Origin of the sequence: Curtobacterium sp. BNK-1 (genome assembly GCF_048685235.1) — a bacterium.
Taxonomy (GTDB): domain Bacteria; phylum Pseudomonadota; class Gammaproteobacteria; order Enterobacterales; family Enterobacteriaceae; genus Pantoea; species Pantoea agglomerans.
In genome coordinates, this window is record NZ_JBLQTJ010000001.1 from 954,143 (window position 1) to 969,478 (window position 15,336).

The 15,336-nt window shown below is 54.9% G+C and carries 15 protein-coding genes; all 15 read left to right on the forward strand.

What is annotated here, in order from left to right:
- Positions 1-325 precede the first annotated feature (325 nt).
- Positions 326-715 (forward strand): succinate dehydrogenase cytochrome b556 subunit, encoded by a 390-nt coding sequence (gene sdhC, locus ACMGGP_RS04580; RefSeq protein WP_029519433.1) that lies wholly within the window; start codon positions 326-328, stop codon positions 713-715.
- Positions 709-1,056 (forward strand): succinate dehydrogenase membrane anchor subunit, encoded by a 348-nt coding sequence (sdhD, locus tag ACMGGP_RS04585; protein ID WP_009091417.1) that lies wholly within the window; start codon positions 709-711, stop codon positions 1,054-1,056. Before sdhC ends, sdhD begins: the two co-directional genes overlap by 7 nt.
- Positions 1,057-2,823 carry a succinate dehydrogenase flavoprotein subunit gene (gene sdhA, locus ACMGGP_RS04590; protein ID WP_022626042.1) on the forward strand — a complete coding sequence of 589 codons (1,767 nt, stop codon included), beginning with the start codon at positions 1,057-1,059 and terminating at the stop codon, positions 2,821-2,823.
- Between the two features lie 14 nt (positions 2,824-2,837).
- Positions 2,838-3,554, forward strand: a complete 717-nt coding sequence (locus ACMGGP_RS04595; RefSeq protein ID WP_010260736.1) for a succinate dehydrogenase iron-sulfur subunit — start codon at positions 2,838-2,840, stop codon at positions 3,552-3,554.
- Positions 3,555-3,754: 200 nt separating this feature from the next.
- Complete coding sequence (sucA, locus tag ACMGGP_RS04600; protein WP_010260738.1) at positions 3,755-6,562, forward strand: 2-oxoglutarate dehydrogenase E1 component; 2,808 nt, start codon at positions 3,755-3,757, stop codon at positions 6,560-6,562.
- A 15-nt stretch (positions 6,563-6,577) separates the two neighbouring features.
- Positions 6,578-7,801, forward strand: coding sequence for a 2-oxoglutarate dehydrogenase complex dihydrolipoyllysine-residue succinyltransferase (gene odhB / locus ACMGGP_RS04605; RefSeq protein WP_010260740.1), 1,224 nt, complete (start codon positions 6,578-6,580; stop codon positions 7,799-7,801).
- Between the two features lie 70 nt (positions 7,802-7,871).
- Positions 7,872-9,038 (forward strand): ADP-forming succinate--CoA ligase subunit beta, encoded by a 1,167-nt coding sequence (gene sucC / locus ACMGGP_RS04610; RefSeq protein ID WP_003853151.1) that lies wholly within the window; start codon positions 7,872-7,874, stop codon positions 9,036-9,038.
- Positions 9,038-9,913, forward strand: coding sequence for a succinate--CoA ligase subunit alpha (sucD, locus tag ACMGGP_RS04615; RefSeq protein WP_010260744.1), 876 nt, complete (start codon positions 9,038-9,040; stop codon positions 9,911-9,913). Before sucC ends, sucD begins: the two co-directional genes overlap by 1 nt.
- Before the next feature lie 574 nt (positions 9,914-10,487).
- Positions 10,488-12,059 carry a cytochrome ubiquinol oxidase subunit I gene (gene cydA / locus ACMGGP_RS04620; protein ID WP_033779579.1) on the forward strand — a complete coding sequence of 524 codons (1,572 nt, stop codon included), beginning with the start codon at positions 10,488-10,490 and terminating at the stop codon, positions 12,057-12,059.
- A gap of 11 nt (positions 12,060-12,070) precedes the next feature.
- Positions 12,071-13,210: a cytochrome d ubiquinol oxidase subunit II gene (cydB, locus tag ACMGGP_RS04625; RefSeq protein WP_022626041.1), complete on the forward strand. Its 1,140-nt coding sequence runs from the start codon at positions 12,071-12,073 to the stop codon at positions 13,208-13,210.
- 15 nt (positions 13,211-13,225) lie between these two features.
- On the forward strand, positions 13,226-13,330 hold the full coding sequence (gene cydX / locus ACMGGP_RS04630) for a cytochrome bd-I oxidase subunit CydX (RefSeq protein WP_010260755.1): 105 nt from the start codon (positions 13,226-13,228) through the stop codon (positions 13,328-13,330).
- Entirely contained in the window at positions 13,330-13,623 is a 294-nt protein-coding gene (gene ybgE, locus ACMGGP_RS04635) for a cyd operon protein YbgE (protein ID WP_346457834.1), read from the forward strand. The genes cydX and ybgE overlap by 1 nt, the downstream gene beginning before the upstream one ends.
- A gap of 178 nt (positions 13,624-13,801) precedes the next feature.
- Positions 13,802-14,206, forward strand: a complete 405-nt coding sequence (gene ybgC / locus ACMGGP_RS04640; RefSeq protein ID WP_010260759.1) for a tol-pal system-associated acyl-CoA thioesterase — start codon at positions 13,802-13,804, stop codon at positions 14,204-14,206.
- 5 nt (positions 14,207-14,211) lie between these two features.
- Entirely contained in the window at positions 14,212-14,889 is a 678-nt protein-coding gene (gene tolQ / locus ACMGGP_RS04645) for a Tol-Pal system protein TolQ (RefSeq protein WP_022626039.1), read from the forward strand.
- Between the two features lie 10 nt (positions 14,890-14,899).
- Positions 14,900-15,331 carry a colicin uptake protein TolR gene (gene tolR, locus ACMGGP_RS04650; RefSeq protein WP_498798213.1) on the forward strand — a complete coding sequence of 144 codons (432 nt, stop codon included), beginning with the start codon at positions 14,900-14,902 and terminating at the stop codon, positions 15,329-15,331.
- Positions 15,332-15,336 lie beyond the last annotated feature (5 nt).

Below are 15,336 nucleotides of genomic sequence, written 5' to 3' on the forward strand. Positions count from 1 at the left end.
GGAATTTACAGGCTTAGTTTGTAACTGAATTGTTGAACTATTGTCAAATCAGATAATTAAAATTGTATCAATTGTGAAAATCGTGAGTAGGATCACTGTTCCACCTAAAATATACCAAAGAGTTTGTAGGGGAATTGTAATCAGAATGTGATCCTCCTATACTCCAGGCAGGTCTCCGGAACACCCTGACACCAGGAGCCACCCAGCGTTTACTACCGCGTCAATTAACACTGGATGTTGCTTTTTTGGTGACGGTTAAAGTCTGCCACGCGTTGTGATTAGACTCCGCCTCAGGTCCGGAGGAAGCAAAATAAAAAAGAGCTGTGTGGGCAAAACCGTGAAAAAACAAAGACCTGTCAACTTGGATCTCTCGACGATCCGGTTTCCCGTTACTGCAATATCGTCCATTCTTCACCGCGTCTCCGGCGTAATCACATTGGTTGCCATTGGCATCCTGCTGTGGCTGCTCGGTCTCTCTCTCTCCTCTCCTGAAGGTTTCCAGCACGCTGCGTCCATCATGGATGGCTTCTTCGCGAAGTTCATTATGTGGGGCATCTTAACGGCGCTGGCCTATCACGCGGTGAGCGGGATTCGTCATATGTTGATGGATTTTGGTTATCTGGCCGAAACGCTGCAGGTTGGTAAGCGTTCCGCTCATATGACTTTTGTGATCACTGTCGTGCTGGCAATTCTGGCGGGAGTCCTCGTATGGTAAGCAATGCATCCGCATTGGGTCGCAACGGCATTCAGGACTGGCTGCTGCTGCGGGCAACTGCAATTCTCATTACGCTCTACATCGTCTACATCCTCGGTTTCGTGGTGATGACAGACACGCTGACTTATGACCTGTGGCGTGGCTTCTTCGCTTCCGCATTCACCAAAGTGTTCACGCTGCTGACGCTGTTCTCCATTCTGATCCACGGCTGGATTGGCATGTGGCAGGTGTTAACAGACTACGTTAAATCACTGCCAACCCGCTTGTTGTTGCAGTTTGTGATTGTCGTGGCGCTGTTGTGGTATGCGATTTATGGATTTGTTGTGGTGTGGGGTGTGTAAATGAGTTTGCCAATCAGAGAGTTCGATGCCGTGGTAATCGGCGCAGGTGGCGCAGGAATGCGAGCCGCACTGCAAATCTCCCAGGGCGGCCAGAGCTGTGCCCTGTTATCTAAAGTTTTCCCGACCCGTTCCCACACCGTATCTGCGCAGGGTGGTATTACCGTTGCGCTGGGTAATACCCATGAAGATAACTGGGAATGGCACATGTACGACACCGTCAAAGGTTCCGACTATATCGGCGACCAGGACGCGATTGAATATATGTGTAAAACCGGCCCGGAAGCTATTCTGGAACTGGAACACATGGGTTTACCTTTCTCGCGTCTTGAAGATGGTCGTGTCTATCAGCGTCCGTTTGGTGGCCAGTCAAAGAATTTTGGTGGCGAGCAGGCGGCACGTACGGCGGCTGCGGCTGACCGTACCGGTCACGCATTGCTGCACACTCTTTATCAGCAGAACCTGAAAAACAAAACCACTATCTTCTCTGAGTGGTATGCACTGGATCTGGTGAAAAACGCCGATGGCGCAGTCGTGGGTTGTACCGCTATCTGCATCGAAACCGGCGAAACCGTTTATTTCAAAGCGAAAGCGACCATTCTGGCCACTGGCGGTGCGGGCCGTATCTACCAGTCCACCACCAATGCGCATATCAACACCGGTGACGGCGTAGGTATGGCACTGCGTGCGGGCGTACCGGTGCAGGATATGGAGATGTGGCAGTTCCACCCAACCGGTATCGCCGGTGCGGGCGTGCTGGTCACCGAAGGCTGCCGTGGTGAAGGCGGCTATCTGCTGAACAAACATGGCGAACGCTTCATGGAGCGTTATGCGCCGAACGCCAAAGATCTGGCGGGCCGCGACGTGGTTGCGCGCTCGATGATGATTGAAATCCGTGAAGGTCGCGGCTGTGATGGCCCGTGGGGTCCACATCTCAAACTGAAACTGGATCATCTGGGTAAAGAGGTGCTTGAGTCACGTCTGCCTGGCATCCTTGAGCTGTCACGCACCTTTGCGCACGCCGATCCGATTAAAGAGCCGATTCCGGTCATTCCAACCTGCCACTACATGATGGGCGGTATTCCGACCAAAGTGACCGGCCAGGCACTGCGCGTCAATGAGCAGGGCGAAGATGTAGTGATTCCAGGCCTGTTCGCCGTCGGTGAAATCGCCTGCGTATCGGTACATGGTGCCAACCGTCTGGGCGGTAACTCACTGCTCGACCTGGTGGTCTTTGGCCGTGCAGCGGGTCTGCATCTGCTGGCAAGTATTCAGGAGCAGGGCGACCTGCGTGATGCCACAGAAGATGAGATCGCCGGGGCGATGGCGCGTTTCAACCGCTGGGAAAATAACACCACGGGTGAAGATCCGGTTGAGATTCGTAAAGCGCTGCAACGCTGCATGCAGAATAACTTCTCGGTATTCCGTGAAGGCGAAGCGATGGCTCAGGGTCTGGAAGAGCTGAAAGAGATTCGCCAGCGCCTGAAGTCAGCGCGTCTGGATGACCGCTCACCGGATTTCAACACCCAGCGTATTGAGTGCCTGGAGCTGGATAACCTGATGGAGACGGCCTTTGCCACGGCGGTAGCGGCTAACTATCGCACCGAAAGCCGCGGTGCGCACAGTCGCTTCGACTTCCCGGATCGTGATGATGAAAACTGGCTGTGCCACAGTCTTTATGTCCCGGAAACCGAAAGCATGACGCGCCGTGAGGTGAACATGCAGCCGAAACTGCGCGCGGCCTTCCCGCCGAAAGTGCGTACCTACTAATTTCGGAGACGATCATGAGACTCGAGTTTTCAATTTATCGCTACAATCCGGATGTCGATGACAAACCGCGCATGCAGGATTACACCCTGGAAGCGGAAGATGGTCGCGACATGATGCTGCTGGACGCGCTGATTCGCCTGAAAGAGAAAGATCCGACCCTGGCGTTTCGTCGCTCCTGTCGTGAAGGCGTCTGCGGTTCCGATGGCCTGAACATGAACGGTAAAAACGGACTGGCCTGCATTACGCCCGTCTCGGCGCTGGGCAACGGCAAACAGAAAATTGTTATCCGTCCGCTGCCAGGTTTACCGGTGGTGCGTGACCTGGTTGTAGACATGAGCCAGTTTTATGCACAGTATGAGAAAATTAAGCCTTTCCTGTTGAATAATGGGGAAAATCCGCCAGCTCGTGAACATCTGCAGTCGCCGGATGAGCGTGAACACCTGGATGGCCTGTACGAATGTATACTCTGTGCCTGCTGCTCAACCTCATGCCCATCATTCTGGTGGAATCCTGAGAAGTTCATCGGTCCTGCTGGCCTGCTGGCCGCGTACCGCTTCCTGATTGACAGCCGCGACACCGAAACCGAGGCGCGTCTCGACAATCTGAATGATGCTTTCAGCGTATTCCGCTGCCATAGCATCATGAACTGTGTGAGCGTATGTCCGAAAGGGCTGAACCCGACGCGCGCCATCGGCCATATCAAGTCGATGCTGCTGCAGCGCGGCGCATAAGCAGTTTCTGCCGGGAACCTCAGGTTCCCGGTGTTTTACGGAAGCCTCTGTAAGCGCGGTGATTACCACGTTTACAAAGGTTCCCTTACGGGCCACGCGCGCTGCGCAAAGTGCTCGTATCGCTGAACTCACTACGGCAAACCGCGAAAGCGGCAACAAATGAAACCTCAAAAAAGCATAGCAATGCTTAAGGGATCACAATGCAGAACAGCGCGATGAAGCCCTGGCTGGACTCTTCCTGGCTGGCCGGCGCGAATCAGTCTTACATAGAGCAGCTCTATGAGGATTTCCTGACCGATCCTGACTCTGTCGATGCAGTGTGGCGCTCGATGTTCCAGCAGTTACCGGGCACCGGAATGAAACCTGAGCAGTTTCACTCCACCACACGTGAGTACTTCCGTCGCCTGGCGAAAGACGCATCTCGTTACACCTCATCTGTCTCCGATCCTGAAACCAACTCCAAGCAAGTAAAAGTGCTGCAGCTGATTAACGCGTTTCGTTTCCGCGGTCATCAGCACGCCAATCTTGACCCGCTTGGTCTGTGGAAACAGGACCGGGTAGCCGATCTCGATCCCGCTTTTCACGATCTGACCGAGGCCGATTTTCAGGAAAGCTTTAACGTCGGCTCTTTTGCCATTGGCAAAGAGACCATGAAGCTGGCCGAACTGTTCGAGGCGCTGACTCAGACTTACTGCGGCTCGATCGGTGCAGAATATATGCACATCAACAACACTGATGAGAAACGCTGGATTCAGCAGCGTCTTGAGTCAGTCGCGGGCCGTGCAGCCTTCAGCAATGAAGAGAAAAAAGGTTTCCTGAAAGAGCTGACCGCGGCCGAAGGGCTGGAAAAATATCTCGGAGCGAAATTCCCGGGTGCCAAACGCTTCTCGCTGGAAGGCGGCGATGCACTGGTTCCGATGCTGCGCGAAATGATCCGTCATGCCGGTAAGAGCGGAACCCGTGAAGTCGTACTGGGTATGGCGCACCGTGGTCGTCTCAACGTGCTGATCAACGTGCTGGGTAAAAAGCCACAGGATCTGTTCGACGAGTTCGCCGGTAAGCACAAAGAGCATCTGGGCACCGGTGACGTGAAGTACCACATGGGCTTCTCGTCTGACGTGGAAACCGAAGGCGGTCTGGTTCACCTGGCGCTGGCGTTTAACCCGTCGCACCTGGAGATCGTCAGCCCGGTAGTCATGGGTTCAGTACGTGCCCGTCTGGATCGTCTGGATGAGCCAGCCAGCAATAAAGTCTTACCGATCACCATTCATGGTGATGCGGCCGTGATTGGCCAGGGCGTGGTTCAGGAAACTCTGAACATGTCACAGGCGCGCGGTTATGAAGTGGGCGGTACCGTTCGCATCGTCATCAACAACCAGGTTGGCTTCACCACCTCCAACCCGAAAGATGCGCGTTCTACCCCTTACTGCACCGATATCGGCAAAATGGTGCTGGCACCGATTTTCCACGTCAATGCTGACGATCCGGAAGCGGTCGCGTTTGTGACCCGTCTGGCGCTCGACTATCGCAACACCTTTAAGCGTGATGTGTTTATCGATCTGGTCTGCTATCGCCGTCATGGTCACAACGAGGCGGATGAGCCAAGTGCGACCCAGCCGCTGATGTACCAGAAAATCAAAAAACACCCGACGCCGCGTAAAATCTATGCCGACCGTCTGGAAGGTGAAGCCATTGCCACGCAGGAAGATGCGACCGAAATGGTCAATCTCTACCGTGACGCGCTGGATGCGGGTGAGTGCGTGGTGCCGGAATGGCGTCCAATGAGCCTGCACTCCTTTACCTGGTCACCTTACCTGAATCATGAGTGGGATGAACCTTACCCGGCTCAGGTCGACATGAAACGTCTGAAGGAGCTGGCGCTGCGTATCAGCCAGGTGCCTGAAGAGGTGGAAGTGCAGTCGCGTGTTGCCAAGATTTATAACGACCGTCGTCTGATGGCTGAAGGCGAGAAAGCCTTTGACTGGGGCGGCGCGGAAAACCTGGCATATGCCACGCTGGTTGATGAAGGCATTCCGGTGCGTCTGTCGGGTGAAGATACCGGTCGCGGAACCTTCTTCCATCGTCACGCGGTGGTCCATAACCAGGCGAACGGCTCAACCTATACCCCTCTGCACCATGTGCACAGCGGTCAGGGTCAGTTCAAAGTGTGGGACTCCGTGCTGTCAGAAGAGGCGGTACTGGCCTTTGAATATGGTTATGCCACCGCAGAGCCGCGCATCCTGACCATCTGGGAAGCGCAGTTTGGTGACTTCGCCAACGGCGCACAGGTTGTTATCGACCAGTTCATCAGCTCCGGTGAGCAGAAATGGGGCCGGATGTGTGGCCTGGTGATGCTGCTGCCGCACGGTTATGAAGGTCAGGGGCCAGAGCACTCCTCTGCGCGCCTGGAACGTTATCTGCAACTCTGCGCTGAGCAGAACATGCAGGTCTGCGTGCCGTCTACCCCTGCGCAGGTTTACCATATGCTGCGTCGTCAGGCGCTGCGCGGTATGCGCCGTCCGCTGATTGTGATGTCGCCGAAATCACTGCTGCGTCATCCGCTGGCGATCTCCACGCTGGATGAACTGGCTAACGGCAGCTTCCAGCCTGCGATTGGCGAAGTCGATGATCTGGATCCGCAGGGCGTGAAACGCGTCGTGCTGTGCTCCGGTAAAGTCTATTACGACCTGCTGGAGCAGCGTCGTAAAAATGAGCAGACCGATGTGGCTATCGTGCGCATCGAGCAGCTCTATCCGTTCCCGCATCACGCGGTACAGGAAGCATTAAAAGCGTATGCTCACGTGCAGGATTTTGTCTGGTGTCAGGAAGAGCCACTGAATCAGGGCGCCTGGTATTGCAGCCAGCATCATTTCCGTGAAGTTGTGCCGTTTGGTGCCACTTTACGTTATGCAGGCCGCCCGGCATCCGCCTCACCGGCCGTGGGTTACATGTCCGTACACCAACAACAGCAGCAAGACCTGGTTAATGACGCGCTGAACGTTAATTAATTAAAAGGAAAGATAATGAGTAGCGTAGATATTCTCGTTCCCGACCTGCCTGAATCGGTTGCCGATGCCTCTGTGGCAACCTGGCATAAAAAACCAGGCGATGCAGTCACTCGCGATGAAGTGCTGGTCGAAATCGAAACTGACAAAGTTGTACTGGAAGTGCCAGCCTCTGCGGACGGTATCCTGGAAGCCGTTCTGGAAGAAGAGGGCGCCACCGTCACTTCCCGCCAGATCCTGGGTCGTCTGAAAGAGGGCAACAGCGCCGGTAAAGAGAGCAGCGCGAAGTCTGAAAGCAAAGAGTCTACCCCGGCTCAGCGTCAGACTGCATCACTGGAAGAAGAGAGCAACGATGCGCTCAGCCCGGCTATCCGCCGTCTGATTGCAGAGCACAATCTTGATGCCTCGCAGATTAAAGGCAGCGGTGTTGGTGGTCGTCTGACCCGTGAAGATGTTGAAAAACATCTGGCCAACAAACCGCAGGCTGCCAAAGCCGCTGCGCCAGCTGCTGATGCGGCCGCCGCGCAGCAGCCAGTGGCTAACCGCAGCGAAAAACGCGTGCCGATGACCCGTCTGCGTAAGCGTGTTGCCGAGCGTCTGCTGGAAGCGAAGAACAGCACCGCGATGCTGACCACCTTCAACGAAATCAACATGAAGCCCATCATGGATCTGCGTAAGCAGTATGGTGAGGCCTTCGAGAAGCGTCACGGTGTACGTCTGGGCTTTATGTCCTTCTACATCAAAGCGGTTGTTGAAGCGCTGAAACGCTATCCGGAAGTGAATGCTTCCATCGATGGTGAAGATGTGGTTTACCACAACTACTTCGACGTCAGCATTGCGGTCTCGACGCCACGTGGTCTGGTTACACCCGTCCTGCGTGACGTGGATGCGCTGAGCATGGCGGACATCGAGAAGAAAATCAAAGAGCTGGCAGTGAAAGGCCGTGACGGCAAGCTGACAGTTGAGGATCTGACCGGCGGTAACTTTACCATTACCAACGGCGGCGTCTTTGGTTCACTGATGTCCACCCCGATCATCAACCCACCGCAGAGCGCCATCCTGGGCATGCACGCCATCAAAGATCGCCCGATGGCGGTCAATGGTCAGGTTGTGGTGCTGCCGATGATGTATCTGGCGCTCTCCTACGACCACCGTCTGATCGATGGCCGTGAATCAGTTGGTTATCTGGTTGCAGTGAAAGAGATGCTGGAAGATCCGGCGCGCCTGCTGCTGGATGTCTGATTTTCACCGGGCGCGCCTTGCCGCGCGCCCAACCTCATTACTCTTTTCAGACCTGAATGGATAGAACATCATGAACTTACACGAATACCAGGCGAAACAACTGTTTGCACGGTATGGCATGCCGGCACCAACGGGTTACGCCTGTACTACACCACGTGAAGCGGAAGAAGCAGCCTCTAAAATTGGCGCAGGCCCGTGGGTAGTTAAATGTCAGGTTCATGCCGGTGGCCGCGGTAAAGCGGGCGGTGTGAAAGTGGTTAACAGCAAAGAAGAGATTCGTGCTTTTGCTGAAAACTGGCTGGGCAAACGCCTGGTTACCTATCAGACAGACGCAAACGGCCAGCCGGTAAACCAGATTCTGGTTGAAGCGGCGACCGATATCGATCAGGAGCTCTATCTGGGCGCTGTGGTCGATCGCGCAACGCGTCGCGTAATTTTCATGGCCTCCACTGAAGGCGGCGTGGAAATTGAAAAAGTGGCGGAAGAGACCCCGCACCTGATCCACAAAATGGCGCTGGATCCACTGACTGGCCCGCAGCCTTATCAGGGTCGTGAGCTGGCGTTCAAACTTGGCCTTACTGGCAAGCTGGTTGGCCAGTTCACCAAAATCTTCATGGGTCTGGCGACGCTGTTCCTGGAGCGCGATCTGGCGATGGTTGAGATCAACCCGCTGGTGATCACCAAACAGGGCGACCTGATCTGCCTGGATGGCAAACTGGGTGCCGATGGCAACGCCCTGTTCCGTCAGCCAGAGCTGCGCGAAATGCGCGATCCAAGCCAGGAAGATCCGCGTGAAGCCCATGCGACACAGTGGGAACTGAACTATGTTGCGCTGGAAGGCAACATCGGTTGTATGGTTAACGGCGCAGGTCTGGCGATGGGCACCATGGACATCGTTAAACACCACGGCGGTCAACCGGCCAACTTCCTTGATGTCGGCGGCGGCGCAACCAAAGAGCGCGTGACCGAAGCCTTCAAAATCATCCTGTCTGACGATGCGGTTAAAGCCGTATTCGTTAACATCTTCGGCGGTATCGTACGCTGCGACCTGATTGCCGACGGCATCATCGGCGCAGTCGCTGAAGTGGGTGTGAACGTACCAGTTGTGGTACGTCTGGAAGGTAACAACGCCGAGCTGGGCGCCCAGAAACTGGCGGACAGCGGTCTGAACATCATTGCAGCAACCAGCCTGACAGACGCCGCACAGCGTGTTGTTGCTGCCGCGGAGGGTAAATAATGTCCATTCTGATCGACAAAAACACCAAAGTCATTTGCCAGGGTTTCACCGGTGGCCAGGGGACTTTCCATTCTGAGCAGGCGCTGGCATACGGCACCCAACTGGTTGGCGGCGTGACGCCAGGCAAAGGTGGCACGACCCATCTCGGCCTGCCTGTGTTCAACACCGTTCGCGAAGCGGTAGAAGCAACAGGCGCGACCGCCACTGTGATCTACGTTCCGGCTCCTTTCTGTAAAGATGGCATCCTGGAAGCGATCGACGCGGGCATCAAACTGATCATCACCATCACCGAAGGCATCCCGACCCTGGATATGCTGACCGTGAAAGTGAAGCTGGATGAAGCAGGCGTGCGGATGATCGGTCCAAACTGCCCAGGCGTTATCACCCCAGGCGAATGTAAAATCGGCATCATGCCGGGCCACATTCACCAGCCGGGCCGCGTCGGTATCGTGTCACGTTCAGGCACCCTGACCTATGAAGCGGTTAAGCAGACCACGGATATCGGCTACGGCCAGTCAACCTGTGTTGGCATTGGTGGTGACCCGATCCCAGGCTCTAACTTCATCGACATCCTGAAAATGTTCCAGGATGATCCACAGACTGAAGTTATCGTGATGATCGGTGAGATCGGCGGTAGCGCAGAAGAAGAAGCTGCAGCCTTCATTAAAGAGCACGTGACCAAGCCGGTTGTAGGCTACATTGCTGGCGTCACCGCGCCGAAAGGCAAGCGTATGGGCCATGCTGGCGCCATCATTGCTGGTGGTAAAGGTACAGCAGATGAGAAATTTGCTGCGCTGGAAGCGGCAGGCGTGAAAACCGTCCGCAGCCTGGCGGATATCGGTGACGCAGTTAAAGCCGTATTACCTGCTAAATAAGTCAGCGTCATCTGAGACTAAGCCACCTTCGGGTGGCTTTTTTTATGCCTGTAAATGACAGCTATAACGCAGGAAGCTAAAGAGAAGAGTGCGCGGTTAAATAACCGGTCTGCGGCTCATCACGTTAAGGAAAAGTGTCAAAGGTAAATTATTTCTTCGCGCTTTATTTCATTACTGACATCTCATTAACAAGAAACCTACCTGACCCTATCTGGAAACTTATTGCGTTAATCCAGATCAATTAATCGCGACTTATATCCAACTATATCTCTGGCAAAGCGCAACGCTAAGGGCGTAAATTGCGCTGCATCAATCCAGCCTTTTACACAAATTTTCAAACGTCTGCTCAACCCGGGATAACACCCGCTTTCCTCCTGTTAAAGCACGCGTTAACGAAAGCGCTGATTGACAATTTTCTGAGCTGCTTCATTCGCTACTCGCCTGTTCGGGCAGCTCACAGACCTGTTCTGCGGGTAATAAAAAACTGGAATCAATAAACAGTCGTTGCTGACTCTGATTGCGTTCGATCTGATCGCGCGCGTGACGGAGACAAAGCGAGGAGCAAGGAGTCCTTATGTTAGATATCGTCGAGCTGTCGCGGTTACAGTTTGCCTTAACGGCGATGTACCATTTTCTGTTCGTCCCTTTAACGCTGGGTATGGCGTTCTTGCTGGCGATCATGGAAACGGTATATGTCCTGAGCGGCAAACAAATCTATAAAGATATGACGAAGTTCTGGGGCAAGTTATTTGGTATTAACTTTGCGCTGGGTGTCGCCACCGGCCTGACCATGGAATTTCAGTTCGGGACTAACTGGTCATATTACTCTCACTACGTCGGCGATATCTTCGGCGCGCCGCTCGCCATCGAAGGTCTGATGGCGTTCTTCCTGGAATCCACCTTTGTTGGCCTGTTCTTTTTTGGCTGGGATCGCCTGGGCAAAGTGCAGCACCTCGCCGTCACCTGGCTGGTGGCGCTGGGCTCAAACATGTCGGCGCTGTGGATTCTGGTGGCTAACGGCTGGATGCAGAACCCGATCGCCTCTGAGTTCAACTTCGAAACCATGCGCATGGAGATGGTCAGCTTCTCAGAGCTGGTGCTGAACCCGGTCGCGCAGGTGAAATTCGTGCACACCGTGGCAGCCGGTTACACCACCGGTGCAATGTTTATTATGGGCATCAGCGCCTGGTACATGCTGAAAGGCCGTGATTTCGCCTTTGCTAAACGCTCGTTCGCTATCGCGGCCAGCTTTGGCATGGCGGCGGTGCTGTCAGTCATCGTTCTTGGCGATGAGTCAGGTTACGAGATGGGGGACGTGCAGAAAACCAAACTGGCCGCTATCGAAGCGGAGTGGGAAACCCAGCCGGCACCGGCGTCGTTTACCCTGTTTGGCCTGCCCGATCAGGCCACTCAGGAGAACCGATACGCAGTACAGATCCCCTGGCTGCTGGGCCTGATCGCCACCCGATCAACCGATACGCCGGTCACCGGCCTGAAAGATCTGATGGCACAGCATGAAGTGCGCATCCGCAACGGCATGAAAGCCTATGCCCTGCTGAATGAGCTGCGCGGTGGCAGCCAGGATCCGGCGGTACGTGACGCGTTCAACAGTCATAAACAGGATCTCGGCTACGGTCTGCTGCTGAAGCGTTATACCGACAACGTGGCTGATGCAACCGAAGCGCAGATTAAACAGGCGACGCAGGACTCTATCCCGCGTGTCGCTCCGCTCTATTTTGCTTTCCGCATCATGGTGCTGTGTGGCGTACTGCTGCTGGGCATTATCGCGCTGGCGTTCTGGAGCGTACTGCGTAACCGCATCGGCAAAAATCGCTGGTTACTGAAAGCGGCGCTGTTTGGTATTCCGCTGCCGTGGATCGCTATCGAATCAGGCTGGTTTGTGGCGGAGTATGGTCGTCAGCCCTGGGCTATCGGTGAAGTGCTGCCGACTGCGGTAGCCAACTCCTCCCTGACCGTTGGCGATCTGCTGTTCTCCATGATCCTGATCTGCGGACTCTACACAATGTTCCTGGTGGCTGAGATGTACCTGATGTTCAAATTCGCCCGCCTTGGGCCGAGCAGCCTGAAAACCGGGCGTTATCATCATGAGAAGATCACGGCAATCACCCAGCCGGTACAGGGATAAGGAGAGCGACCATGTTTGATTATGAAGTTCTGCGCTTTGTCTGGTGGCTGTTGATTGGCGTGCTGCTGATTGGCTTTGCCGTCGCAGATGGTTTTGATATGGGTGTCGGGATGCTGACACGCATCCTGGGCCGGAATGATACTGAACGTCGCATCATGATTAACAGTATCGCACCACACTGGGACGGTAACCAGGTCTGGCTGATCACCGCAGGTGGCGCGCTGTTTGCCGCCTGGCCGATGGTTTACGCGGCAGCCTTCTCTGGCTTCTACGTGGCGATGATTCTGGTGCTCGCGTCGCTGTTCTTCCGTCCGGTTGGCTTCGATTACCGTTCGAAGATTGAAGACAATCGCTGGCGCGGTGCCTGGGACTGGGGGATTTTCATTGGCAGCTTCGTGCCGCCGCTGGTGATCGGCGTAGCGTTTGGCAACCTGTTACAGGGCGTGCCGTTCCATGCCGATGAGTATCTGCGCCTGTTCTATACCGGTAACTTCTTCCAGCTGCTGAATCCGTTTGGTCTGCTGGCAGGTGTGGTCAGTGTGGCGATGATTCTGGCGCAGGGTGCAACCTATCTGCAGATGCGCACTACCGGCGAACTGCATCTGCGTTCACGCACCGCAGCACAACTTGCCGCCCTGGTGATGATGGTCTGCTTTATCCTGGCGGGCGTCTGGGTGAAATATGGTATCGATGGTTATGTGGTGACCAGCACCATGGATCACTTCGCTGCTTCTAACCCACTGGGCAAAACCGTGGTGCGCGAAGCGGGTGCCTGGATGGTCAACTTCCAGAACCATCCTGTGCTGTGGCTGTTCCCGCTGCTGGGCGCTGTGCTGCCGCTGCTGACCATACTCTGCTCGCGGGTTGAGAAGGGCGCCTGGGCGTTCCTGTTCTCCTCACTGACGCTGGCCTGCGTCATCATGACAGCCGGCATTGCGATGTTCCCGTTCATCATGCCATCCAGCACGGTGCCGGGTATGAGCCTGACCATGTGGGACGCAACGTCCAGCCTGCTGACGCTGCAAACCATGACCGTTGCCGCCGCTATCTTTGTGCCGATCATTCTGGCCTACACCACCTGGTGCTACTGGAAGATGTTTGGTCGTATCACCAAAGAGCATATTGAAAGCAACAGTCACTCACTCTATTAATTAAGGAGACGTCGCATGTGGTATTTTGCCTGGATTCTCGGCACGTTGCTGGCCTGTGCCTTTGGTATCGTGACCGCGCTGGCGATTGAGCACATTGAAGCGCAGGATGAGCCTCACTGATGCGAACGCTAATTCGGATGCTGTATGATCTGATGGATAAGGGCCCGTTACGGGCCCTTTCACTGCTGCTGGCGCTGCTGACCGCAGGCGGCGTGATGTGGGATCCGACACGCTTTGCCAGTCAGGCAGGCCAGTTACCGGCTCTGCAGGGGCTGGTGCTGATCTGGGCGGTCTGCAGTGGGGTGATCCACGGTGTGGGCTTCCGGCCACAGCAAACCCGATGGCAGGCGCTGTTTGCCCCGTTACCCGCCATGCTGTTGCTATTTATTGCGCTTTACCGTTTTTATCTTTAAGACCCCGCCTCATCGGCGCTGTCAGTGAATTTTTGTCAGCGTCTGGTCAATTAATCTCCCTGAAATCGTTCCGTTTGTTACGGAGCGATAATTATTTTCGCCTGGCTCTGACGAGCCATTCCCAACCCCAATTCTCTTGCGTATAGTAACAACGTTTAAAACGAGGCCGGGATGTAGAGTGAGTACAACGCTGTTTCGCTGGCCGGTTCGGGTCTACTACGAAGATACTGATGCCGGTGGTGTGGTTTATCACGCCAGCTATATCGCTTTTTATGAACGAGCACGTACTGAAATGTTGCGACAGCACCATTTCAATCAGCAGACGCTGTTAGAACAGCAGATCGCTTTTGTGGTACGGCGTATATCGGTGGACTATCTGGCGGCGGCGCGTCTTGATGACCTTCTGGAGATCCAGAGCGAGGTCACATCAATGACACGGGCTACCATGACGTTCACTCAGCGTATCGTGAATACTGAAGGCAAAGTGCTCAATGAGGCAGAAGTCCTGATTGCCTGCATTAACCCACATCTAATGAAGCCGATTGCGCTTCCCAAGTCTATTGTCGCGGAGTTCAAGCAGTGACTGACATGAACATTCTTGATTTGTTCCTGAAGGCGAGCCTTCTGGTCAAACTTATCATGTTGATTTTGATCGGCTTTTCTATTGCCTCCTGGGCCATCATTATTCAGCGCACACGTATTCTGAATGCGGCGGGAAGAGAAGCGGAGGCGTTTGAAGACAAATTCTGGTCCGGCATCGAACTCTCGCGCCTCTATCAGGAGAGCCAGGAGCGCCGGGAAGAACTGGGCGGTTCGGAGCAGATTTTCTATTCCGGCTTTAAAGAGTTCGCCCGCCTGCATCGCGCCAACAGCCATGCGCCGGAAGCGGTCATTGATGGTGCGAGCCGTGCGATGCGCATCTCGATGAACCGTGAGCTGGAAGCGCTGGAAAACCACATTCCATTCCTCGGCACCGTCGGTTCTATCAGCCCTTATATCGGACTGTTCGGCACCGTCTGGGGGATCATGCACGCCTTTATCGCACTGGGTGCCGTGAAGCAGGCAACCCTGCAGATGGTTGCACCGGGTATCGCTGAAGCGTTGATTGCGACCGCTATCGGTCTGTTTGCCGCGATTCCGGCGGTGATGGCGTACAACCGTCTGAACCAGCGCGTAAACAAACTGGAGCAGGGCTACGACAACTTCATGGAAGAGTTCACTGCCATTCTGCATCGCCAGGCTTTCTCCAGCGATAGCGCTAAGTAAATAGAGGTTAATGATGGCCAGAGTACGTGGTCGCAAACGCCGCGACCTGAAGTCGGAAATCAACATCGTTCCGCTACTGGACGTCCTGTTGGTGCTGTTGCTGATCTTCATGGCAACGGCGCCCATTATTACCCAGAGCGTGGAAGTGGATCTGCCTGATGCGACCGATTCGAAAACCGTTGCCAGCGATGATAATCCGCCGGTGATTGTCGAAGTGGCGGGCGTGGGTCAGTACAGCCTGGTCGTGGATCACGATCGTATGGATCAACTTCCGCCAGAGCAGGTAATCAGCGAAGCGCAGCGTCGACTGGAAGCGAATCCTAAGACGGTCTTTTTGATCGGGGGCGCGAAAGAGGTGCCTTACGATGAAATTATTAAAGCGCTCAACCTGCTGCACCAGGCGGGTGTTAAATCTGTCGGTTTGATGACGCAGCCGATTTAAAATCG